Source organism: Rhodococcus sp. P4_E4 (genome assembly GCF_056401575.1).
On sequence record NZ_JBFUJB010000019.1, the window covers coordinates 321,403 to 343,717 of the forward strand.

Genomic DNA, 22,315 nt, shown 5'->3' on the forward strand with positions numbered 1-22,315 from the left:
GGTCACTCACGGATCAGTGCGCCAATGCGGCTTCGATCTCGTCTCGGTCACGCATTGCTGCCTCCCGAAGTGCCGATACCGAAGGACCATGCTTGAGCACCCCACGGGAAGTGTTCGGGAGCAGGAGCTCGGTCGATCCCGCGAAGATGTCTGCGAGATCCGCTGCCGTCGCACCCTGCGCGCCGAGCCCCGGAGCGAGAATCGGGCCGTTGAACTGCGACAGGTCCAGACCGTGGTCCCGAGTTGCACCGACCACCAGTCCGACGGTGTCGCGTCCGTCGGCGTTCGCGTCGACCGCAGCGTTGACGATCGACTGAGCCACGCTCACACCGTCAGCCGACGACTGTTGAAGTACGCCGCCTTCCGGATTGGAGGTTCGTGCCAGCACGAAGATCCCGCGTGCGTTCTGCCTTGCCAGTTCGAGTGTCGGAGCCAACGCCCCGAATCCCAGGTACGGCGAAACGGTGACCGAGTCGGAGGCCAACGGCGAATCACCCAACCAGGCTTGCGCGTACGCGTCCATCGTCGAACCGATGTCACCGCGCTTGGCGTCCGCGACGACAAGCGTTCCAGCATCGCGAAGAACCGAGATGGTCCGCTCCAACACGGCGAAGCCGGCGCTGCCGTACGCCTCGAAGAACGCAACCTGAGGTTTGACGAGTCCAACCTCACCGGTGAAGGCCTCGACGCAGATCTCGGCGAAAGTCTCCAGACCTTCGGCGGTACGTGGCAGTCCCCACGCGTCGAGAAGCGCGGGATGCGGGTCGATACCGACGCACAGCCGCCCCCGGTCCGCGATCGCGGGCCCGGGACGGCCGAGGCGCCCTGGACCGTCGTGATGCACGGGATGTTCGACGCGACTGCTGCGCTTCGGATCTCGTAGCCGTCGACACGCGGACCGTTGTTGCCGTACGGGGTGTTGATGACCATGGCGACCTCGCCGCTGCGGATCTGGTCGACGATGGTCTCGGCACCGGCCGGAACATCCTCACCCGACTGCTTGTACACCTGCTTGCACTCGATACCGTTGCGCCGCAACACATCTGCGGTTCCTTCGGTGGCAAGGATGGTGAATCCGAGATCTGCCAGGCGCTTGACCGGGAAGATCAGCGAACGCTTGTCCTTGTTGGCGACCGAGACGAACACCGCGCCTGTGGTGGGCAACGACCCGTAGGCGGCCGTCTGCGACTTGGCGAAAGCCGTACCGAAGTCGAAGTCGATACCCATGACTTCACCGGTGGACTTCATTTCCGGGCTGAGCAAGGTATCCACGCCGGTACCGTCGGCGCGACGGAAGCGGTTGAACGGCAACACAGCTTCCTTGACCGCGATCGGTGCACCGGCCGGGGTGTTTCCACCGTCGCCGGTCGCCGGCAGGATGCCGCTTGCGCGCAGGTCGGCGATGGATTCGCCGAGCATGACGCGGGCGCATGCCTTGGCCAGCTGGACGGCCGTCGCCTTGGAGACGAACGGAACCGTACGGCTGGCGCGGGGATTTGCTTCCAGCACGTAGAGGATGTCGTCCTTGAGGGCGTACTGGACGTTGAGCAGGCCCTTGACGCCGATGCCCTTTGCGAGAGCCTCGGTGGAGCGGCGGACGTTCTCGAGATCCGCACGGCCCAGAGTGATGGGCGGGAGCGCACACGCCGAGTCACCGGAGTGAATGCCGGCTTCCTCGATGTGCTCCATGACGCCGCCGAGGTACACCTCGGTGCCGTCGCACAGAGCGTCGACGTCGATCTCGACCGCGTCTTCGAGGAAGCGGTCGACCAGGACCGGACGATCGTCGGAGATCTCCGTGGCACGCGAGATGTAGTCGGCGAGTGAAGCCTCGTCGTAGACGATCTCCATGCCGCGTCCACCGAGCACGTACGACGGACGCACCAGCACCGGGTAGCCGATGCCTGCTGCGATCTCGCGGGCGCCGTCGAACGTGGTGGCGGTACCGAACTTCGGTGCAGGCAGACCGGCTTCGGTGAGCACGCGACCGAATTCGCCGCGGTCCTCCGCCAGGTCGATGGCTGCGGGGCTGGTTCCCACGATGGGAACGCCGGCAGCTTCGAGGCGCTTCGCCAATCCGAGCGGGGTCTGGCCGCCGAGCTGGACGATGACGCCGGCAACGGTGCCCGACTGCGCCTCCGCGCGGTAGACCTCGAAGACGTCCTCGAATGTCAGCGGCTCGAAGTACAGGCGATCAGCGGTGTCGTAGTCCGTGGAGACGGTCTCGGGGTTGCAGTTGACCATGACGGTCTCGTACCCGGCCTCGGACAGCGTCTGGGCAGCGTGGACACACGAGTAGTCGAACTCGATGCCCTGGCCGATGCGGTTGGGGCCGGATCCGAGGATCAGAACCTTGGGTCGCTCGGCCTGCGGAGCCACTTCGGACTCGGCCTCGGGATCAAGCTCGTAGGTCGAGTAGTGGTACGGCGTCTTGGCCTCGAACTCTGCGGCGCAGGTGTCGACGGTCTTGTAGACGGGGCGCACGCCAAGCTGATCACGCAGAGCGCGAACGGCGTCCTCACCTGCGTGCGTGTCACCACCGAGTTCGGGGCGCAGAGCCGCGATCTGGCGGTCCGAGATGCCGTGGTACTTGGCCTGACGCAGGGCAGCCTCGTCAAAAGACTCTGCAGCGCGAAGCTTTTCACCGAGCTCGTGAATCTGCTGGAACTGGTCGAGGAACCACGGATCGATCTTGGTGGCGTCGAAGAGCTGCTCGACAGTTGCGCCGAGGGCGAATGCCTTCTCGATGCCGTACATGCGGCCGTCCTGCGGAACGCTCAGATCGGCGAGCAGGGCGTCCAGGCTCTCCGTCTCGATGTCGGCGCCGGTCCAGTAACCCGCACGCTTGGTCTCGAGTGAACGCATGACCTTGCCGAAAGCCTCGGTGAAGTTGCGGCCGATGCTCATGGCCTCGCCTACCGACTTCATCGTGGTGGTCAGGGTTCCGTCGGCACCGGGGAACTTCTCGAAAGCGAACCGCGGAGCCTTGACGACGACGTAGTCGAGTGTCGGCTCGAAGCAAGCCGGGGTTTCCTTGGTGATGTCGTTGACGATCTCGTCGAGCGTGTAGCCGATGGCAAGCTTGGCGGCCATCTTGGCGATCGGGTAACCGGTCGCCTTCGACGCCAGCGCCGACGAGCGGGAAACGCGCGGGTTCATCTCGATGACAACCAGGCGGCCGTCGGCCGGGTCCATCGCGAACTGGATGTTGCAGCCGCCGGTGTCGACGCCCACCTCACGCAGAATGTCGATGGAGAGGTCGCGCATCGCCTGGTACTCGCGGTCGGTCAGCGTCATCGCGGGAGCGACGGTGACCGAGTCTCCGGTGTGGACACCGACCGGGTCGACGTTCTCGATGGAGCAGACGATCACGACGTTGTCGCGACTGTCGCGCATCAGCTCGAGTTCGTATTCCTTCCAGCCGAGGATGGATTCCTCGATCAGGACGTTCGCCGTCGGCGACGCGGCCAGACCGCCACCGGCGATGCGGTTGAGATCGTCGACGTCGTACGCCATGCCGGAACCGAGGCCGCCCATGGTGAAGGACGGACGCACGACGACCGGGTAACCGAGTTCGGCGACCGTGGCGTGTACTTCGTCCATCGTGTAGCAAACTGCGGACTTCGCGGATTCGCCACCGACCTTGGCGACGATGTCCTTGAACTTCTGGCGATCCTCGCCGCGCTGGATGGCGTCGAAGTCGGCGCCGATCAGCTCGACGTCGTACTTCTCGAGGATGCCCTGCTCGTGCAGCGCCACAGCGGCGTTGAGAGCGGTCTGACCGCCGAGCGTCGCGAGGACGGCGTCGATCTTGTTGCCCTGCAACGCTTCCTTGGCGATGACCTTCTCGAGGAACTCGGCCGTGATCGGCTCGACGTACGTGGCGTCGGCGAACTCGGGGTCCGTCATGATGGTGGCCGGGTTGGAGTTGACCAGGCTGACGCGCAGGCCCTCCTCCTGGAGGACGCGGCAAGCCTGGGTGCCCGAGTAGTCGAACTCACAGGCCTGACCGATGACGATCGGACCGGAGCCGATTACCAGGATGTGCTTGAGATCTGTACGGCGTGGCATTAGTTCTTGACTCCGGTTTCTTTCCGTGCGGAGAGCAGGCTGGTGAAGCGGTCGAAGAGGTACGCAGCGTCGTGCGGGCCGGCTGCCGCCTCCGGGTGGTACTGCACCGAGAAGGCCGAATCGTCGAGCAGGCGAACACCTTCGACGGCTCCGTCATTGGCGCAGGTGTGGCTTACCACGGCGCGACCGAACGGGGTGTCGAATTCCTGGCCGGCTTCACCTTCGAGTGCGAAGCCGTGGTTCTGCGCGGTGATCGCGATGCGACCCGTCTGATGCTCGATCACCGGGATGTTGATGCCGCGGTGGCCGAACTTCATCTTGTACGTGCTCAGGCCCAGGGCGCGGCCCAGGATCTGGTTGCCGAAGCAGATACCGAACAGCGGCAAGCCCTGTCCGATGACCTCTTTCGTCAGGTGCACTGCGCCGTCGGCGGTGGCCGGGTCACCGGGACCGTTGGAGAGGAACACTCCGTCGGCCTTGAGGTCGAGGATCTGTTCGAGACTCGCATTGGACGGCAACACGTGGACGCGGATACCGCGCTCGGCGAACATGCGCGGGGTGTTTGTCTTGATACCGAGATCGATCGCGGCAACCGTGTACAGCGCCTCCCCGCCCTTCGGCTCGACGACGTAGCCGCTGGTGGTGCTGACTTCACCGGCAAGATCGGCGCCGAGCATGGTCGGCTGATCCTGAACCCGTCGGACCAGTTCGTCATCGGCGGCGATGGCTTCACCGGAGAAGACGCCTGCCTTCATCGAACCGCGAGTACGCAGGTGGCGAACCAGGGCACGAGTGTCGATCCCGGCGATTCCGACGATGCCCTGCTCTTCGAGCTTGGCCTGCAGCGAACCGGTTGCACGCCAGCTCGAGGTGACGCGCGAGGGGTCACGAACGACGTACCCGGCAACCCAGATCTTGGCACCGGCACTCTCGCCGGTCGGTCCGACCGACTCGTCGTCTTCGTCGTTCCAGCCGGTGTTGCCGATCTGCGGCGCGGTGGAGACCACGATCTGGCGGTGGTAGCTGGGATCGGTGAGCGTTTCCTGGTAGCCGGTCATGCCGGTGCTGAACACCGCTTCGCCCAGGGTCTGTCCAACCGCACCGAAGGTGGTTCCGCGGAACACCCGTCCGTCTTCGAGGACCAGTACTGCGGGGCTGTTGCCAAAGCCGCTCATGCGTTCTTTCCGTTCTGCTCGATGTCGCCAGAGCTTGCGTCTTCGTTGTCATTCGTCTTGTTCGAGGCAGTCTTGTTCGAAGCAGTCTTGTTCGAAGCAGTTACCGGCTTGACCCAGTCCGGATAAACCGTCTTGTCGTCACCGCGCACGCCCGTGTCGATCTCGGTTCCGCTCGGCAATTCCCAGCGAATCACCAGGACGCCGTCCTTGCTCATGACCTTGCCGGCAAGACCGTTCTCCGTGCGGATCGCGCGGATCGACTTCTCCGGAATCCAGATGGCCGACGCACCGTCACGCTCGACCAGAATTCCGCCGCTGTAGCGGCTGATCTCGCAGGTGGCGCGGAAACCGAGGTCGCCGACGGCGATGCGGTCCTGCCAACTGGGTGCGATGGTGCTACCGACGTACAGGCCGGTGGTCGGCAGGACGAGCAGTTCACCCAGGGTTGCCGGTACCGTCGGCAGTTCGCCGATCTTGTCTTTCTGGCGTCGAGCGCGTCCACGCCAACCGACGTACATCAGGCCGATCATCGCGACCCAGAAGATCGCCAGACCGATGATCCACAGTGCTCTGTCCATGACGCGCTACTCCTCGCTACTCCGCAGCCGCACATTCCCGTCGTGTGCGGTGATGCGGCCACGTAACAGTGTGGTCGTGACCCGTGCGGGCAATGTCATCGACTCGTACGGAGTGTTATGCGCGACACTCGCCAGGTCGGGTCCGTGGACCGTCCACTCGGCCGACGGATCGACCAATGTCAGGTTGGCGGGCTCCCCCACCTCGATGGGACGGCCTTGATCGTCGAGTCCGACGATCGCCGCCGGGCGCTCGCTCATGACCCGCGCAACACCGCGCCAGTCCAACAGGCCGGGCTGGACCATCGTCTGCACGATGATCGAGAGCGCGGTCTCGAGGCCGAGCATTCCGGGGCGGGCGGCCGCGAATTCGCAGCACTTGTCCTGCTCGGCGTGCGGTGCATGGTCAGTCGCGACGCAGTCGATGATGCCCTCGGCCAGACCCTTGCGCAGGGCAGCAACATCGCTGGCCTCACGCAACGGCGGGTTGACCTTGTTGATCGCGTCGTACGTCTCGAGACGTGAATCATCGAGGAGCAGGTGATGCGGGGTGACCTCGGCGGTGATCGAAATCCCTTGGCTGCGAGCCCACTTCACGAGTTCGACGGTTCCGGCGGTGGATGCGTGGCAGATGTGAACGCGGGCGCCGGCGTCACGCGCGAGCAGTGCGTCACGGGCCACGATCGATTCTTCGGCTGCTCGCGGCCAACCGGCCAGTCCGAGACGCGCGGCCGTGGGACCCTCGTGGGCGACCGCACCGACCGTCAAACGCGGTTCTTCCGCGTGCTGCGCGATCAGGACGCCCAACGAGCTGGAGTATTCGAGCGCGCGACGCATGATCAGTGGGTCGTAGACGCAGTGACCGTCGTCGGAGAACATCTTGACCTTGCCGACGCCTGCCGCCATGGTCGCCATCTCGGCGAGCTGCTTGCCTTCCAGGCCTGCGGTGACTGCGCCGACGGGGTGGACGTCGACGAGGCCGACTTCCTGTCCGCGTCGCCAGACGTGATCGGTGATGACCACCGAATCGGCGACGGGGCTCGTGTTCGCCATCGCGAAGACCGCGGTGTATCCACCCAGAGCGGCCGCGGAGCTTCCGGTTTCGATGGTCTCGGTGTCTTCGCGACCAGGCTCACGTAGATGGGTGTGCAGGTCCACGAAGCCGGGAAGCAGGATCTGCCCGCCGGCATCGATCACCTCGGATGCCGTGGCCGGATCGAGGTCCACGCCGATCTCGAGGATCGTGCCGTCGCCGACGAGGACGTCGGTGGGCTCACCTTCTCCGTAGATCAGGACTCCGCGGAGCAGGACACTCACGGGTGATTCTCCGTTCTCGTTTCTGGTCACAGCGCACCGTCCTCCGACCCGACCAGCAGTCGGAACAAGACAGCCATGCGCATGTGTACGCCGTTGGTAACCTGTTGCAGTACAGCAGTTTTCGAGGAATCAGCGACGGCGGATGCGATCTCCATGCCGCGCAGCATCGGACCGGGGTGCAAGACCACCGCGTGATCGGCCAGCATCGCCAGTCGCTTCTCGGACAAGCCGTAGTTGATCGAGTACTCGCGCTGCGAAGGGAAGAAGCCGCCGTTCATGCGTTCGGCCTGGACCCGCAGCATCAGCACCGCGTCGAGTCCGGGCAGTTCGGCGTCGAGCGAATGCGAGACCGTGACCGGCCACGTGTGCGCGCCGACCGGCAGCAGTGTCGGAGGCGCCACCAAGACGACCTCCGCGCCGAGCATCGAGAGCAGCAGCGCGTTGGACCGGGCCACACGGCTGTGCAGAATGTCGCCGACGATCGCGATCCGCTTGCCCTCGATGTCGCCGAGGCGCTGGCGAAGGGTCAAAGCGTCGAGAAGCGCCTGAGTGGGATGCTCATGCGTGCCGTCACCTGCGTTGATGACTGCCGGGCCACCGTCGTCGGCCGCTCCGGTCCACTTGGCGATCTGATGGGCGGCACCCGAAGCCGGATGCCGCACGATGAGGGCGTCAGCACCGGCCGCGCGCAGGGTCATCGCGGTATCGCGCAGGGATTCGCCCTTGGACACCGAGGAACTCGATGCGCTGACGTTGATGACGTCCGCGCTCATCCACTTACCGGCCACCTCGAAGGACACCCGGGTGCGCGTCGAGTTCTCGAAGAACACCGTCATGACCGTGCGTCCGCGCAGCGTCGGGAGTTTGCGTACTTCGCGGCCCAGCAGCGCCTGCTCGAAGCGTTCTGCCTCGTCGAGAAGTTCTACCGCGGACTCACGATCGAGGTCCGCGATGGAAAGAAGGTGCTTCACGCGCTCTTACCTCCGGAGATGACTACCGCTTCCCTGCCGTCGTGTTCCTGGAGGAGGACCTTGACGTCTTCTGACCTCGCGGTCGGGACGTTCTTGCCGACGTAGTCGGCGCGCAGCGGCAGTTCGCGATGACCGCGATCGACCAGCACTGCGAGTTGGACGGCCCGGGGGCGACCGAGATCGCGCAACGCATCGAGGGCGGAGCGCACGGTGCGACCGGAGAAGAGGACATCGTCCACCAGGACGACCAGAGCATTGTCGACGCCACCTTCGGGGACGGACGTGCGCTCGAGCGGGCGATGCGGCTTGGTGCGGAGATCATCACGGTAGAGCGTGATGTCGAGAGATCCGATGGGAAGACGCACACCGGAGAATTCTTCGATCTTGGCGCGCAGTCGCGTGGCGAGTGTGGTTCCGCGCGTCGGGATGCCGATCAGGACCACACGAGGGGCTGTTCCCTCGGGTCCGTCGAGTGCGGTTTTCTCGATGATCTCGTGAGCGATCCGCGCGATGGTCCGGCCCACATCCTGGGCGGACAACAATTCACGGGTCTCACTACTTGCCTCGGCACCAGCGGATGCCTTGGCGCTGCCTGGACCTGCAAGATCGGATGGGCGAGACCCTTCGGGCACGCTCATACAGCGACCTCCTTCTCCGCCTCACTGGACGGATCGTTAAAGGATGTCTGACGGTCCCCACCCTATCAGCCGACAGACCTGATCCCGCCGTGCGAGCAGCGACTGAGACCGGTTGTGTGCAGACACACAACGCGCACGGTGACACTCGCACGGCGGTGGTGGAACAGAACTTGCTACTCGGTACCCGAATCCGATTCCTGCGCGCGCTGCGAGGTCGCAGCTGCAGCCGATCGAACCTGCGGCGCAACGAGAACGACCTGACCGAGGATTCCGTTGACGAATCCCGGAGAGTCGTCCGTCGAGAGCTGCTTCGCGAGTTCGACGGCCTCGTCCACGGCGACAACCGGCGGAACGTCCGTCGCATGGAAGAGCTCCCACACGGCGATACGCAGAATCGCACGGTCGACGGCGGGCAGACGCTCGAGCGTCCAATCCTGCAGATGCGAGGAGATGACCTGATCGATCCGGTCCAGATTCTCCGCAACGCCGGACACCAACGTGACGGTGTAGGCCGCGACGGGTGCTACCGCGTCATCCTTGACGGACAGATCGGAACGCTCCGATGCGAGCGCGACCGGATCGAGGTCACGTGCCTCGGCTTCGAAGAGGAAGTCGACGGCACGCTTGCGCGCCTTGTGGCGTGCACCGAGTTTCTTATGTGTGCCGGACACTCAGGAATTCACACGCCCGAGGTAGTTGCCGTCACGGGAATCGACCTTGAGCTTGTCACCGGTGTTGATGAAGAGCGGCACGTTGATCTCGGCACCGGTCTCGAGGGTGGCAGGCTTGGTGCCGCCGGTGGAGCGGTCGCCCTGCAGGCCCGGATCGGTGTGCTTGACGACGAGCTCGACCGTGACCGGAAGCTCGACGAAGAGGGGAACGTCTTCGTGGGTCGCGACCTGGACGGCCATGTTCTCGAGCAGGAAACGCGACTGGTCGCCGACGGTGGATTCACTGATCGACACCTGGTCGTAGGTGTCGCCGTCCATGAAGATGTAGTCGCTGCCGTCGTGGTACAGGTAGGTCATGTCACGACGGTCGACCGTGGCGGTCTCGACCTTCACACCGGCGTTGAACGTCTTGTCCACTACCTTGCCCGAGAGCACGTTCTTGAGCTTGGTGCGCACGAAGGCAGGGCCCTTGCCGGGCTTGACATGCTGGAACTCGATGATCGTCCACAGCTGGCCTTCGATCTGCAGAACCAGACCATTCTTGAAATCACTGGTGGAAGCCACTTGCTTCGCGTCTCCTAGGGGTCGGGAAACCGTCTCAGACGACGGTAAGGTCTTTTGCGGTCAGTGTGAGCAGCTCTGGCCCCTGCTCACGAACAACGAGCGTGTCCTCGATCCGTACACCTCCGCGCCCGGAGAAGTACACGCCCGGCTCGACGGTCACCGCCGCGCCGGAAAGAAGTGTACCGGTGCCGAGCTTGCCGATTCCCGGTGCTTCGTGGATTTCGAGGCCGACACCGTGGCCGAGGCCGTGCAGGAACAACTCGCCGTAGCCTGCATCGTCGATCACCGAACGGGCGGCGGCGTCCACGGCCGCACATTCGACACCCGGAGCGAGGGCATCGCAACCGGCAGCTTGTGACCGCGCGACGAGTTCGTAAATCTCCCGTTGCCAATCGGAAACGGACTCGAGCACGTACGTCCGGGTCATGTCCGAGTGGTACCCACCGACCTGTGCGCCGAAGTCGAGTTTCACGAAGTCGCCCGACGCCAGGATCGCGTCGGTCGGTCGGTGATGCGGAATCGCCGAGTTGACGCCTGCCGCCACGATCGTCTCGAAGGAAATACCGTCTGCGCCGTTGTCGAGCATCAGGTTTTCCAGTTCACGACCAACCTCTCGTTCGGTTCGGCCAGGTCGCAGACCGCCGCGAGCGATCAACTGCGCCAACGCGACATCGGCTGAAGTGCATGCGGCGCGCAACAACTCCACCTCGTGCTCGTCCTTGACCATGCGCAACTGTTCGACGAGTCCACTCACCGGTTCGAACCGGATCTTCGGTGCTGCCTCGGTCCATGCGCGATGTTCGGCGAACGTCGCGACGTGTGACTCGAACGCGAGAACGGGCATCGTCGACTTCTCGATCAAGTGCGCAGCACTCGAACGGGCGATTTCAGCGCGCAGGTCCGGAACCTGCTCCGCCACCTGCGTCACGTAACGACCGTCGGTGCAGATCACCGTCGCGCGTTCGTCGGACTCCGAATCGGACGCACTGACGACGAGCGCAGCATTGGAACCGGTGAAACCGGTGAGGTACCTGATATTGAGGAGATCTGTGACGAGAATCGCGTCGAGTTCGCGCTCCGCGAGGAGGCGTCTGAGGGATTCACGGCGTGTTCTGAAGTCGACCGGCATCCCTCGAACCTACCGCCCTCGCAGACCTGCCGATCAACTCGAAACTCACGGTTACAGCAATAAGTGTGGGTTAGGCCACAAGGTGTAATGGGTTCTAGTTAGGCTGTACCCATGAATGCGTGGTTGGTACGTGGCCTCGGCATGGCCCTGATACATGTTGTGTTTCGTGCGTTGCTCGGTGCAGCAATCGCACAGTGGCCACTTCAGGGGTCCACCCTGCGCTGGCTGTCCCTGTTGATCGTCATCGTCTTCGCCGCGATCTGGGGTGGTATCGACGGCATTCGCGACCGCCGAAACTTCCCCGAACCCGAGGACGGCGCCGATCTGACCATGCTGTGGCTCAAAGCTGCTTTGGTCGGCGGATTCGTCGCCGGCGCTGCCAGCTGGGCACTCAGCCTGGTCCCCTCCCTCGAACTCACTCAGCAGGGCTTGTTCTTCGAGGTGACCTCCGGTGCGGCGTTCACGATCCTTCTCATCTTCGTCCCTGCCATGATCGCCATCACCGTCGGACGTTTCTTCGTCAGTCGTGAGCAGCGCAAGAACGGAACCGCTCCGCAGACCCCGTCCCACGAGCGTCACCACGAACCGGTGCCCGTCAGCGAGGGCTACGACTCCCCCACCGAGCAGCACGCATACAGCGGAGCCGCCATGTCCGTCGAGGAATCCGACGCCGATACCGCGGTCTTCCCAGCGATCGATCTGGGCAAGCGCGAGCAGTAACGCCCGCCGTCCACACAATCGAATGCGGCCCCGAGGAAATTTTCCTCGGGGCCGCATTCGTGTGGTCGGCTTTTCGACTTCCCTCGTTCAGCCTCGCTCGGCGAGGAACCTGATCGCCAGCGGATACGCGGCGACGCCGAGTCCGACGATCACGCCGGTCGCAATCGGACTCAGGTAGGAATGGTGCCGAAACTCTTCTCGCGCATGAACATTCGAGATGTGCACCTCGACGAGACCTGCGGTCAGTTCGGCGCATGCATCTCGCAGAACCACCGACGTGTGCGTCAAGCCACCGGCATTGAGGATCACCGGTTCCCCCGCGTCCGCCGCGTCGTGGATCCAACCGAGCAGATCGCCTTCGTGATCGCTCTGACGGACGATCACCTCGACGCCGAGGTCCTTACCTGCCGCGACGCACAATTCGATCAGATCGTCGTGTGTGGTCGCGCCGTAGACCTCGGGCTGACGCTTACCCAGACGCCCCAGATTGGGTCCGTTGACGACGTTGATCCTCACAGCAGGACCGTTCCGCCGGCCGGCCTGTGATCACGGGCGATCGCGGAGTACGCCGCGACCAGCAGGCTCGGATCCGGCCCTTCGAGGCGGCCCGGCTTGGCGAGGCCGTCGAGGACCACGAAACGGAGTAACCCGGCACGGTTCTTCTTGTCGGTCTGCATTCCCTTCATCAGATCGCCGAACGCATCACCGTCGTACGACGTCGGCAGCCCGACGAGATCGAGGATCGACTTGTGACGATCGGCGGTGGCGTCGTCGAGTCGGCCCGCGAGCCGTCCGAGTTCGGCAGCGAAGACCAGGCCGACGGAGACAGCGGCACCGTGGCGCCACTTGTAGCGCTCACGACGTTCGATCGCGTGGCCGAGGGTGTGGCCGTAGTTGAGGATTTCGCGCAGATCCGACTCGCGCAGATCCGCGGCCACGACCTTGGCCTTGACCTCGACGGAGCGCCGAATCAGCTCGGGCAGAACAGTTCCCGACGGATCGAGAGCATCCTTGGGATCGGCTTCGATGAGGTCCAGGATCACCGGGTCGGCGATGAATCCGGTCTTGATGACCTCGGCCATGCCTGCAACGATCTCGTTGTGCGGCACAGTCTCGAGCGTCGCGAGATCGATGAACACCGCTCCCGGCTCGTGGAACGAACCGACGAGGTTCTTGCCCGCTTCGGTGTTGATACCGGTCTTGCCGCCCACTGCTGCGTCGACCATCGCGAGCAAAGTGGTGGGGACGTGAACAACCTTGACACCACGCATCCACGTAGCCGCGACGAAGCCGGTGAGGTCGGTCGCCGCTCCCCCGCCCAAGCTCATGATCGCGTCGCTGCGAGTCAGGCCGATTCGGCCGAGCACGTCCCAGCAGAAGCCCGCGACGGCAAGATCCTTACCGTCCTCGGCGTCGGGGATTTCGATGCGGTGAGCGTCGATTCCCTTCTCCGCCAACGCAGCCCGTACAGCCTCCGCGGTCTCTGCCAGCGGCGGCTGATGGAAGATCGCGACAGTGCGCGCGCCGTCGAACTCGGCAACAAGGTCACCGAGCAGGCCGCGGCCGATCACGACCGGGTAGGGACTTGCGGTCTTCACCTCTACACGTACGGGTTCGGTCACTGCTCCACTACTCCGCTCCGGTTGTTCATTTGTCTTGAAGTTTCGACACCAATTGCCCGACGACACGCGCCGGGCTTCGGCCGTCGGTCCGAATCCGAATCGTGGCCGAACGCCGGTACAGCGGACGACGACGCCTCATCAGCTCCTGGTACTTGACCTTGGGATCTCCGCCGGCCAGCAGCGGACGATGATTGTTCGCCCCCGTGCGGCGAAGCCCTTCGGCGACACTGATCTCCAGGTAGATGACCGTGTGACCCTGGAGCAGTTCGCGCGTGCGATCGGACAGGATCGCACCACCGCCGAGCGAGACGATTCCGTCGGTGGCCTGCAACGCGTCGCGAACCACCGATTCCTCGATCTCACGAAACCGAGGCTCTCCGTCGTGGGTGAAGATCTCCGGGATCGTTCTACCCGTGGTCCGTTCGATCTCGGCGTCGGTATCGACCAATTCGAGTTCGAGTGCCTGCGCGAGACGTCGACCGATGGTCGATTTGCCGGCACCGGGCGGACCGATGAGTACAGCCTTCGGCTTCATCGATACGTGAGTCCTATCGAGGCGGTCGGGCTGCGATGCCCTCGGCGTAACGACGGTAGTTGGCAGTGGTTTCAGCAATGGAATCACCACCGAACTTTTCGAGTGCGGCCTGAGCCACGACAAGCGCAACCATCGATTCGGCGACGACGCCGGCGGCCGGAACCGCGCACACATCGCTGCGCTGGTGGATGGCAACCGCTTCCTCGCCGCTCTCCATGTCGACCGTCGCCAGAGCGCGCGGAACCGTCGAGATCGGCTTCATCGCGGCGCGAACTCGAAGGGCCTCACCATTGGTCATGCCACCTTCGATACCGCCTGCGCGGTTGGTGGAACGCACGATGCCGTCCGGGCCCGGGCGGATTTCGTCGTGAGCTTCGCTGCCACGACGACGCGCGGTCTCGAAGCCGTCACCGACCTCGACACCCTTGATGGCCTGAATTCCCATGAGAGCTGCGGCAAGTCGTGAATCGAGACGCTCGGCGCCACTGACGAAAGTGCCGAGTCCGACCGGCAGGCCGTGGATGACGACCTCGACGACGCCACCGAGGGTGTCGCCGTCCTTCTTGGCCGATTCGATCTCGGCGATCATCGACTCTTCTGCAGCCTTGTCGAATGCGCGGACCGGGCTCGCGTCGATCGCGTCCAGGTCCTTGCCATCCGGCACGGGCCCGACGTAAGGCTCGGAAGCACCGATGGAAATGACGTGTGAAACGACCTCGGCACCGAATACCTGACGCAGGAACGACCGTGCGACTGTTCCGGCGGCTACACGGGCTGCGGTCTCGCGAGCGCTGGCGCGCTCGAGGACGGGACGCGCGTCGTTGAAGCCGTACTTGAGCATGCCGCTGTAATCGGCGTGACCGGGACGCGGGCGCGTCAGCGGGGCATTGCGAGCCTGATCGGCGAGCAGGTCCGGGTCGACCGGGTCGGCGGACATGATGGTTTCCCACTTGGGCCACTCGGTGTTGCCGATTTCGATGGCCACGGGGCCACCGAGCGTAAATCCGTGGCGGACACCACCGATGATGGTGACCTTGTCGGCCTCGAACTTCATCCGCGCGCCACGGCCGTAACCGAGTCGACGACGGGCAAGTTCGGACGAGATGGCCTCAGAGGTCACTTCGACCCCCGCGACCATGCCCTCGAGCATCGCGACGAGGGCGGGACCATGGGATTCTCCGGCAGTTATCCAACGCAGCACGCCGACCATCTTTCCACGTCGCAGACCTCAGTTGTCACAGTGGCCCTCCGGGTGAACGCAGATGGCCCACACGCACGATGCGTGTGGGCCATCTCAGAGGTTCCTGCGGGTCTAGAACAGGCGGAATCCTCCACCGTTGGCATTGATGTCAGCCAAACCGATGTTGATGTCCGCCGAGTTGTCGGGAGCATGGAACGGCGGCGGGAGCGGCTCGAAGCAGTACGGTTCGAAGCCGTTGCTGATCAAGCCCACCAGGCGATCGCCGACGACGAGTGGTCCACCGGAGTCTCCGGGAATCGAGCACGTGTGCTCGACAATTTCACCGTAGACGGAGTCGTAGCCCCAGGTGATACCGCACGTGTTGCCGGTCGAACGGCCTTCCTTGCACACGATCGTGCCCGGTGCCGGCGGAGCGCCGATTCCGTTGATCGTCGTGCCGCCGACGGTACGTAGCGGGGCTACCTTCGCGTCGTCGAGATCGATCACCGCGATATCCGAGACCGGACTCGAGTAGGAGAACCGACCGATGGGGCCGGCTTCGGGCAGGTATTCGGCGAACACCCGGTCCCCGACAACTCCGCAGTGTCCGGCGGTGAGTGCCACGAGCGAGCCGGCGTTGTCGTATCCGACCGCGGTCAACGTGCACGCCGCAACTTGCTCCGGATCGGAATGATCCACGTCCGGCAGCAGGATTCCTGAGCCCCCGCCCAGTGCCACCGACGAAGGTGCAGGCGCGGCGCCGGCGACGCCCGCCCCTGCAGCCACAGCCGCCAAACAGGCTGCCGCAGCGACGAAAAGCCTTGTGCGCATAGGTTCCCCCGATAATCGAGTGCGAAACGAGATTCGTTTTGTCCCATTTCCGAAGCCTCAGTCAACGTCAGGGAGTGGACATTCGGCAAGTCCGACTCGCCGCATGCTGGGACTGCGCGCCTGCGATACCCGCCTTTATGAAACCGACGGTTCCGTCTTTCCTGCAGATCACGGTCCGTCGTTGAACAGTCAATAACGCAAGGTTTTCCGCGGATGTTGCACTCGTCACGTCAACCAGGCAAACGCCATCGAACCGCAGGCTGCCAGGCACATCGAGGGACCGTGCGCGATGGGCGAATTGTGGGCTACCGGCCCCGACTGTCGCCGGCCCAGTTTTCGCAGTTCGATCACGACACCCAGGGTTGCGGTGAGCACCGATGCAGACACCAACGACCACAGCCAGGCGTCAGCGCCCACCAATCCGGTCAGAGCGCCCAACGGAAGAGAGAGCTTCACATCGCCGAGACCCATGGAACCAGGCGACATCACGTGCGCCAGGAGGTGGATTCCGGCGAGCAGTGCCGATCCCACTGCAGCAACCCACACCGTTCCCGACGCCGCCGCGTAGACCATCACGACGACGTAACCCGGCAGCGTGAAACTGTTGGGCAGCCGGCGCACGGCCAGGTCGACAGTCGAGATTGCGACGCACCACCACACCACGGCAAGACCTGAGATCAGTTGCACCACCGAGGTATTCAGTGCGCCGACGGCAACCCAACCTGTGGCGACACCGCACTGGGGCACACAACAGAGAGCCACGACTGGTCGATAACCGTGTCGTCGCAACCAACTGTCGACGATCGCCCGAGCACCGACACCACCGACTACCCCAGCGCCTGCCAAGACCACCAACGTCCACATGGTTTCGAGCTTGGTGTCTGGCGTTCACCAGCGGCACTCTACGAATCGTCTTGTGGACTACCTCGACACTGTGAACAGAGCTAAGCGATAGCGGCTGCCATCGCCTCTCGCGGAGCGGGCTTGCCCGTGAACTGCTCTACCTGCCCGAAGGCCTGATTGAGCAACATCTCGAGGCCACCGATCACCGTGCCACCAGCCGCCTCGACAGCCGAAGCGAGTGGCGTCGGCCAAGGGTTGTAGATCGCGTCGAGGACAAATCGTGCCCTCCCCAGTTGCTGGGCGAAAGGCGCGGCCGCTTCTGCGGGAACGGTGCTGACCAAGACCGAGGATTCGGCACAGATCCCACCGAGTCGTGCGTCGTCGAAGGAGACCAGATCAATGTCCAACCCGACAGCACTGCCGCATTCGATGGCACCGGATGCTCGCCCCGGATCACGCGCGACCACGGTGACTGTCCGAACTCCCATGTCGGCCAACGCGACCAGTGCCGGCCGCGCGGTGCCTCCCGCGCCGACAACTACCGCCGAAGTGCCGCTGAGATCGCCGACGCCGCCGGCGATCAACGCACCGCTGACTCCGTCGACGTCCGTGCAGTCGGCACGCCAACCGCCGTCGATGCGAACCAAGGTGTTGGCCGAGCCGATGGTCACCGCTCGCGGTGTGCGTTCGGTGGCATATTCGAGTGCTGCGATCTTGCCCGGCATCGTCACGGAGAGGCCGACCCATTCGGGGCCGAGTGAGTCAACGAGGGCAGGCAACTGCTCGCCGGTGCATTCGATCCGCTCGTAGGTCCAATCGCTCAGCCCCAAAGCCTCGTACGCGGCCAGATGCAGCAACGGCGACTTCGAGTGAGCGATCGGACTTCCGAGAACTGCCGCCTTACGCGGCGTCGCGAGCGAAGTCGCGGTACTACCGTCCACTGTCGAGAATCCCACTTTGCTGTGCCAGTTCGATGTTGGCCAGATGCTCCTCGTAACTCTTGGTGAAGAGCGTCTGGCCTTCCTTGTTGATCGTGACGAAGTACAACCAGTCACCGGCCGCCGGCGATTCCACGGCCTTCAGCGCGTCGATGCTCGGTGAAGCAATAGGCGTCGCAGGCAGACCGGGCATTGCGTACGTGTTCCAGGGCGTGACGCGCTCACGGTCCGCATCGGTCGTGGCGACCTCGGTGGTGTCGAGTGAGTAGTTGACCGTGGAGTCGAACTGCAAAGGCTGATCGACTGCGAGTCGGTTGACGATCACCCGCGCGACCTTGGCCATGTCGCCAGGCAATGCCTCACGCTCGACCAGCGACGCTGCCACCAACAACTGGTACGGCGACATTCCGACTCCGCTGCCTGCTGTCAGGATCCCGGTGGCCTCGTACTTAGCGGCGCTGCCCTCGACCAACGAACGCAGGATCTCGGTCGGCGTCGCAGTGGGGTCGAAATCCCAACTGCTGGCGGCGATCAGGCCTTCGAGCTGACGGTCCTTGTCCGGCACGCTCTTGACCGACGACATCGCCCAGTCCGGCACGCCGAGCGAAGCCAGATCGGAAGACGCTCCCGCAGTGTTCAATTCGTCCGTCGAGACGCACTTCTGAGCGGAAACCGGGCCGACACAACTCGCCTCGGAAATGAGGTTGTAGATGCCCTTCTTGAGCGAGCCCGTCTGCGCGTCCGAACTGTCGTGCAGCTGACGCCCTTCGGCGATGACAACACTGCCGACTCGGGAGTCCGGGGCAACCAAACTGTCGAGTGCGCTCGCGGCACTACTCTGCACCGGCACCTGGTAGAAGCCGGGTTGTACCTTCTGGATCTCCGACGGATTGGCGATCGCAGCGTTGTAGAAAGCAGCGGAACTCGCGACGACGTTCTTCGCCTCCAGCGTCGCACCGATCTCCGATGCGGTTTCTCCACTGTTGATCTGGATGACCACGGGTGCGCCGCCCGGGCCGGCGAAGTCCTCCGCGGCCTTGTTGCGATCCATGTACCAGAGGGCACCGTAGGCACCGACACCGAGAACCGCGATCACCAACACCAGGAGAGCGAGAACACCAACCTTCTTACCTCGCTTGGCGCGCTTGTTGCGCGCTTCGCGTTGCTTGCGTGCCTCCGCTCGCGACATATGCGGCGGATCGATGTTCTGCGGCAACGCACGCATGACCATGGTCTCGTCGTTGTCGAAGTCGAACGAACTGGTGGGCCGGCTTCCGCCGCCCTCATCCCACCGCGCGTTCACAGATCGCCCTCCAGTGCAGCGTCCTTCGACGACTCCCCTGGTTTCACAGCTCTACTCCGCTCGTCCAGCCAGCCTTGCAGGATTTCCACCGCCGCAGCCTGATCGATCATCGGCCGCTGGCCGCGTGCCTTGACTCCACTTTCGCGGAGGTTGCGCGCAGCCGTGACGGTCGTCAGTCGTTCGTCGGACAGTCTCACCGGGATCGGTTCGACGGCCCGCTGCAGTCGTTTGGCGAATGCAGTCGCGATACCGGCGGCTTTACCTTGCTCACCGCGCAGCGTCTGTGGCAGTCCGACGATAACCTCAACGGCCTCGTATTCGGACACGATGGCGATAATGCGCCGGATATCCGGCGCGTCGGGCCCACGCTCCTTCGAGCGTGGAACCGTTTCCACCGGTGTCGCGAGGATGCCGTCGGGGTCGCTTGACGCGACGCCGATGCGAACACTGCCGACGTCGATGGCGATGCGCCGCCCGCGACCAGGGTCGTCGATGCCGGGGCGATCGGGACCCTGCTGCGTAGCCACCACCGTCAGCTGCCGCCCGCCAGCTCTCCGACTCTGTCCCGGATCGCATCGAGCGCCGCCGGGATTCCGGCGGAGTCCGAACCCGAGCCCTGGGCCATGTCGGGCTTTCCGCCGCCGCGGCCACCGATCTTGGGACCGAAGGACGCGACAAGCTCGCCGGCCTTCACACCGAGACCCTGGGCTGCCTTGCTGGAGGCGACCACGAACGGGACCTTGCCGTCGACGTCACCGAGGAGAGCTACGACGGCGGGTTCGGAGCCGAGTCGGCCCTTGATGTCCGTGACGAGGCTGCGCAGATCGTTGCCGCCGACTCCCGCGGGAGCAGGCTCGGCAATGACCAGGACGCTACCGATGCGCTTGGCCTTGGCGACGTACTCGCCTGCCGACGCCAGCACAGCCTTGGCCTTGGTCTGCTCGAGTTCCTTCTCGGCCACCTTGAGTCGCTCGACGAGCGCCTCGACGCGGGCGGGTACCTCTTCCGAAGGAACCTTCAGTGAGGAGGAGAGTCCGGCGAGGAGAGCGCGTTCCTTGGCGAGGTAGCGGTAGGAGTCCAAACCGACGTACGCCTCGACGCGTCGGATTCCGGAGCCGACCGACTGCTCACCGAGCAGCGTGACCTGACCGATCTGGGCGGAGCTTCCGACGTGAGTACCGCCGCACAGTTCCATCGAGAACGGACCGCCGATTTCGACGACACGAACCTCGTCCCCGTAGTTCTCACCGAAGAGTGCCATCGCACCCATCGCCTTGGCCTTGTCGAGATCCGTGACAAATGTGTTGACCGCGTAGTTGGACGCCACGGCTTCGTTGGTGAGTGCCTCGATGTCCTGCTTCTGGGAGTCGGACAGCGCGCCCTGCCAGGAGAAATCGAAGCGGAGGTAACCCGGCTTGTTGAGCGAACCCGCCTGAACGGCGTTGGGGCCGAGCACCTGACGCAGCGCCGCGTGCACCATGTGGGTACCGGAGTGCCCCTGGGTTGCACCCTTGCGCCACTCGGCGTCGACGTGCGCGAGCACGACGTCGCCCTCGGTGATCTCGCCCTTCTGCACCGTCACCTTGTGCGTCCAGACCTTCTTGGCGATCTTCTGCACGTCGTTGACCTTGGCTTCGAGGCCCGGCGCGGTGAGCGAACCGATGTCGGCGATCTGTCCACCGGACTCTGCGTAGAGCGGGCTGCGGTCGAGGATGACCTCGACGTCCTGACCGGCCTTCGCGACCGGCACGCGGACACCGTCGACGATCAGTGCGAGGACGTGAGCCTCGGAGACGAGCTCGTCGAAACCGGTGAACTCGGTGGCACCTCGATCGAGCAGTTCCTTGTAGACCGTGAGGTCCGCATGCGCGTGCTTGCGCGCTTGAGCGTCGTCCTTGGCGCGCTTGCGCTGCTCGGCCATGAGCGTGCGGAAGCCGTCTTCGTCGACGGTGAGACCGGCCTCGGATGCCATTTCGAGCGTGAGGTCGATCGGGAAGCCGTAGGTGTCGTGCAGTGCAAACGCCTGATCGCCGGCGATGACCGACTTTCCGGACGACTTGACCGTCTCGGCAGCATTCTCGAACAGGGCCGAACCCGACGCCAGCGTCTTGAGGAACGCGGTCTCCTCACCGACGGCAACGTTCTCGATGCGCGTGAAGTCGGTTTCCAGAACCGGGTACGACGGCGCCATCGTGTCGCGGACGACGATCATGAACTCGCGCATGGTGGGCTGCTCGCTGCCGAGCAGTTTGGCCGAGCGCACGATGCGACGCAGCAACCGGCGCAGGACGTATCCGCGGCCGTAGTTGCCGGGGTTCACACCGTCGGCGATCAACATCGCGGCGGTGCGTGCGTGGTCGGCGATGACGCGGAAACGGACGTCAGAAGTGTGATCGGTCCCGTACACGCTGCCGGTCAGTTCGGCAGCCTTGTCTATGACGGGGCGGAGAAGGTCTGTCTCGTAGACGTTTTCGACGCCCTGCAGGAGGAACGCAACGCGCTCGACGCCCATGCCGGTGTCGATGTTCTTCTTCGGCAGCGGTCCGAGGATCGGGTAGTCGCCCTTGTTGGTGCCCTCGCCGCGCTCGTTCTGCATGAACACGAGGTTCCAGATCTCGATGTAGCGATCCTCGTCGGCTTCCGGGCCACCCTCGACGCCGTACTCGGCGCCGCGGTCGTAGAAGATCTCGGAGCAGGGGCCGCACGGTCCGGGAATGCCCATGGACCAGTAGTTGTCCTTCATGCCGCGGCGCTGGATGCGCTCTTCGGGCACACCGACCTCGTCGCGCCAGATCGAGAACGCTTCGTCGTCGTCGAGATAGACGGTTGCCCACAAGCGCGTGGGATCGATGCCGTATCCGCCGTCCTCGACCGAACCTGTCAGCAACTGCCAGGCGTGGGAGATGGCTTCCTTCTTGAAATAGTCACCGAAGGAGAAGTTGCCCGCCATCTGGAAGAAGGTGTTGTGGCGGGTGGTGATGCCGACCTCTTCGATGTCCAGGGTGCGGACACACTTCTGCACAGACGTCGCGCGCGAGTAGGACGGCGTCTGCTGCCCGAGGAAGAACGGCACGAACGGAACCATGCCCGCGTTGACGAACAGAAGGTTCGGGTCGTCGAGAATCAGCGAGGCGCTGGGCACCTCGGTGTGGCCGGCCTTGACGAAGTGGTCGAGGAATCGCCTGCGGATCTCGTGGGTTTGCACTAACCGGTCCTTACCTTCAAGAGCGTC

General features: G+C 64.2%; 20 protein-coding genes and 1 pseudogene. 1 reads left to right on the top strand and 20 read right to left on the bottom strand.

What is annotated here, in order from left to right; translation table 11 throughout:
* Window positions 1-13 precede the first annotated feature (13 nt).
* From pyrF to AC1DVN_RS21725, 10 genes and pseudogenes are all read right to left on the bottom strand, one after another.
* Window positions 14-844 carry an orotidine-5'-phosphate decarboxylase gene (gene pyrF, locus AC1DVN_RS21680; protein WP_477994213.1) on the bottom strand — a complete coding sequence of 277 codons (831 nt, stop codon included), beginning with the start codon at window positions 842-844 and terminating at the stop codon, window positions 14-16.
* Window positions 814-4,071 (bottom strand): annotated as a pseudogene (gene carB / locus AC1DVN_RS21685) (carbamoyl-phosphate synthase large subunit); the annotation flags it as partial. The pseudogene carB and the gene pyrF, both read right to left, overlap by 31 nt.
* Window positions 4,071-5,246 carry a glutamine-hydrolyzing carbamoyl-phosphate synthase small subunit gene (gene carA / locus AC1DVN_RS21690; protein ID WP_003944927.1) on the bottom strand — a complete coding sequence of 392 codons (1,176 nt, stop codon included), beginning with the start codon at window positions 5,244-5,246 and terminating at the stop codon, window positions 4,071-4,073. The pseudogene carB and the gene carA, both read right to left, overlap by 1 nt.
* Window positions 5,243-5,824, bottom strand: a complete 582-nt coding sequence (locus AC1DVN_RS21695; RefSeq protein ID WP_020907699.1) for a PH-like domain-containing protein — start codon at window positions 5,822-5,824, stop codon at window positions 5,243-5,245. Before AC1DVN_RS21695 ends, carA begins: the two co-directional genes overlap by 4 nt.
* A gap of 6 nt (window positions 5,825-5,830) precedes the next feature.
* Window positions 5,831-7,168, bottom strand: coding sequence for a dihydroorotase (locus tag AC1DVN_RS21700; RefSeq protein WP_007728012.1), 1,338 nt, complete (start codon window positions 7,166-7,168; stop codon window positions 5,831-5,833).
* Entirely contained in the window at window positions 7,165-8,109 is a 945-nt protein-coding gene (locus AC1DVN_RS21705) for an aspartate carbamoyltransferase catalytic subunit (protein WP_003944883.1), read from the bottom strand. The genes AC1DVN_RS21700 and AC1DVN_RS21705 overlap by 4 nt, the downstream gene beginning before the upstream one ends.
* The gene (gene pyrR / locus AC1DVN_RS21710) at window positions 8,106-8,747 is read right to left on the bottom strand and encodes a bifunctional pyr operon transcriptional regulator/uracil phosphoribosyltransferase PyrR (protein WP_020907698.1); all 642 of its coding nucleotides are present in this window, start codon (window positions 8,745-8,747) and stop codon (window positions 8,106-8,108) included. Before pyrR ends, AC1DVN_RS21705 begins: the two co-directional genes overlap by 4 nt.
* Window positions 8,748-8,920: 173 nt before the next feature.
* Window positions 8,921-9,418 (bottom strand): transcription antitermination factor NusB, encoded by a 498-nt coding sequence (nusB, locus tag AC1DVN_RS21715; protein ID WP_007728014.1) that lies wholly within the window; start codon window positions 9,416-9,418, stop codon window positions 8,921-8,923.
* Window positions 9,419-9,982, bottom strand: a complete 564-nt coding sequence (efp, locus tag AC1DVN_RS21720; protein ID WP_003944958.1) for an elongation factor P — start codon at window positions 9,980-9,982, stop codon at window positions 9,419-9,421.
* Between the two features lie 34 nt (window positions 9,983-10,016).
* Window positions 10,017-11,111, bottom strand: a complete 1,095-nt coding sequence (locus AC1DVN_RS21725) for a M24 family metallopeptidase (protein WP_070796960.1) — start codon at window positions 11,109-11,111, stop codon at window positions 10,017-10,019.
* Window positions 11,112-11,222: 111 nt separating this feature from the next.
* Here AC1DVN_RS21725 and AC1DVN_RS21730 point away from each other — a divergent pair, with 111 nt between their 5' ends.
* Window positions 11,223-11,831: a B-4DMT family transporter gene (locus AC1DVN_RS21730; RefSeq protein ID WP_019748369.1), complete on the top strand. Its 609-nt coding sequence runs from the start codon at window positions 11,223-11,225 to the stop codon at window positions 11,829-11,831.
* Between the two features lie 87 nt (window positions 11,832-11,918).
* Here AC1DVN_RS21730 and aroQ read toward each other — a convergent pair whose 3' ends face one another.
* The 10 genes from aroQ to alaS form a co-directional block, all read right to left on the bottom strand.
* Window positions 11,919-12,347, bottom strand: coding sequence for a type II 3-dehydroquinate dehydratase (gene aroQ, locus AC1DVN_RS21735; protein WP_020907695.1), 429 nt, complete (start codon window positions 12,345-12,347; stop codon window positions 11,919-11,921).
* On the bottom strand, window positions 12,344-13,453 hold the full coding sequence (gene aroB, locus AC1DVN_RS21740) for a 3-dehydroquinate synthase (protein WP_477994214.1): 1,110 nt from the start codon (window positions 13,451-13,453) through the stop codon (window positions 12,344-12,346). Before aroB ends, aroQ begins: the two co-directional genes overlap by 4 nt.
* A 25-nt stretch (window positions 13,454-13,478) precedes the next feature.
* The gene (locus AC1DVN_RS21745) at window positions 13,479-13,988 is read right to left on the bottom strand and encodes a shikimate kinase (RefSeq protein WP_020907693.1); all 510 of its coding nucleotides are present in this window, start codon (window positions 13,986-13,988) and stop codon (window positions 13,479-13,481) included.
* Between the two features lie 13 nt (window positions 13,989-14,001).
* Window positions 14,002-15,189, bottom strand: a complete 1,188-nt coding sequence (gene aroC, locus AC1DVN_RS21750; protein ID WP_024487252.1) for a chorismate synthase — start codon at window positions 15,187-15,189, stop codon at window positions 14,002-14,004.
* Between the two features lie 111 nt (window positions 15,190-15,300).
* Entirely contained in the window at window positions 15,301-15,999 is a 699-nt protein-coding gene (locus AC1DVN_RS21755; protein ID WP_020907692.1) for a S1 family peptidase, read from the bottom strand.
* 225 nt (window positions 16,000-16,224) lie between these two features.
* Window positions 16,225-16,863: a prepilin peptidase gene (locus tag AC1DVN_RS21760; RefSeq protein ID WP_133728038.1), complete on the bottom strand. Its 639-nt coding sequence runs from the start codon at window positions 16,861-16,863 to the stop codon at window positions 16,225-16,227.
* An 80-nt stretch (window positions 16,864-16,943) separates the two neighbouring features.
* Window positions 16,944-17,783, bottom strand: a complete 840-nt coding sequence (locus tag AC1DVN_RS21765) for a shikimate dehydrogenase (protein ID WP_097387381.1) — start codon at window positions 17,781-17,783, stop codon at window positions 16,944-16,946.
* Window positions 17,773-19,083: an endolytic transglycosylase MltG gene (gene mltG / locus AC1DVN_RS21770; RefSeq protein ID WP_019748362.1), complete on the bottom strand. Its 1,311-nt coding sequence runs from the start codon at window positions 19,081-19,083 to the stop codon at window positions 17,773-17,775. The genes AC1DVN_RS21765 and mltG overlap by 11 nt, the downstream gene beginning before the upstream one ends.
* Window positions 19,080-19,613 (bottom strand): Holliday junction resolvase RuvX, encoded by a 534-nt coding sequence (ruvX, locus tag AC1DVN_RS21775; RefSeq protein ID WP_003944838.1) that lies wholly within the window; start codon window positions 19,611-19,613, stop codon window positions 19,080-19,082. The genes mltG and ruvX overlap by 4 nt, the downstream gene beginning before the upstream one ends.
* Window positions 19,614-19,615: 2 nt before the next feature.
* On the bottom strand, window positions 19,616-22,288 hold the full coding sequence (alaS, locus tag AC1DVN_RS21780) for an alanine--tRNA ligase (RefSeq protein WP_019748361.1): 2,673 nt from the start codon (window positions 22,286-22,288) through the stop codon (window positions 19,616-19,618).
* Window positions 22,289-22,315 lie beyond the last annotated feature (27 nt).

Excerpts from the sequence above, each read along its gene's own strand:
- carA (WP_003944927.1), bottom strand. The coding sequence starts at position 5,246 with ATGAGCGGCTTTGGCAACAGCCCCGCAGTACTGGTCCTCGAAGACGGA.
- AC1DVN_RS21695 (WP_020907699.1), bottom strand. The coding sequence starts at position 5,824 with ATGGACAGAGCACTGTGGATCATCGGTCTGGCGATCTTCTGGGTCGCG.
- pyrR (WP_020907698.1), bottom strand. The coding sequence starts at position 8,747 with ATGAGCGTGCCCGAAGGGTCTCGCCCATCCGATCTTGCAGGTCCAGGC.
- AC1DVN_RS21725 (WP_070796960.1), bottom strand. The coding sequence starts at position 11,111 with ATGCCGGTCGACTTCAGAACACGCCGTGAATCCCTCAGACGCCTCCTC.
- AC1DVN_RS21730 (WP_019748369.1), top strand. The coding sequence starts at position 11,223 with ATGAATGCGTGGTTGGTACGTGGCCTCGGCATGGCCCTGATACATGTT.
- AC1DVN_RS21745 (WP_020907693.1), bottom strand. The coding sequence starts at position 13,988 with ATGAAGCCGAAGGCTGTACTCATCGGTCCGCCCGGTGCCGGCAAATCG.
- AC1DVN_RS21755 (WP_020907692.1), bottom strand. The coding sequence starts at position 15,999 with ATGCGCACAAGGCTTTTCGTCGCTGCGGCAGCCTGTTTGGCGGCTGTG.
- AC1DVN_RS21760 (WP_133728038.1), bottom strand. The coding sequence starts at position 16,863 with ATGTGGACGTTGGTGGTCTTGGCAGGCGCTGGGGTAGTCGGTGGTGTC.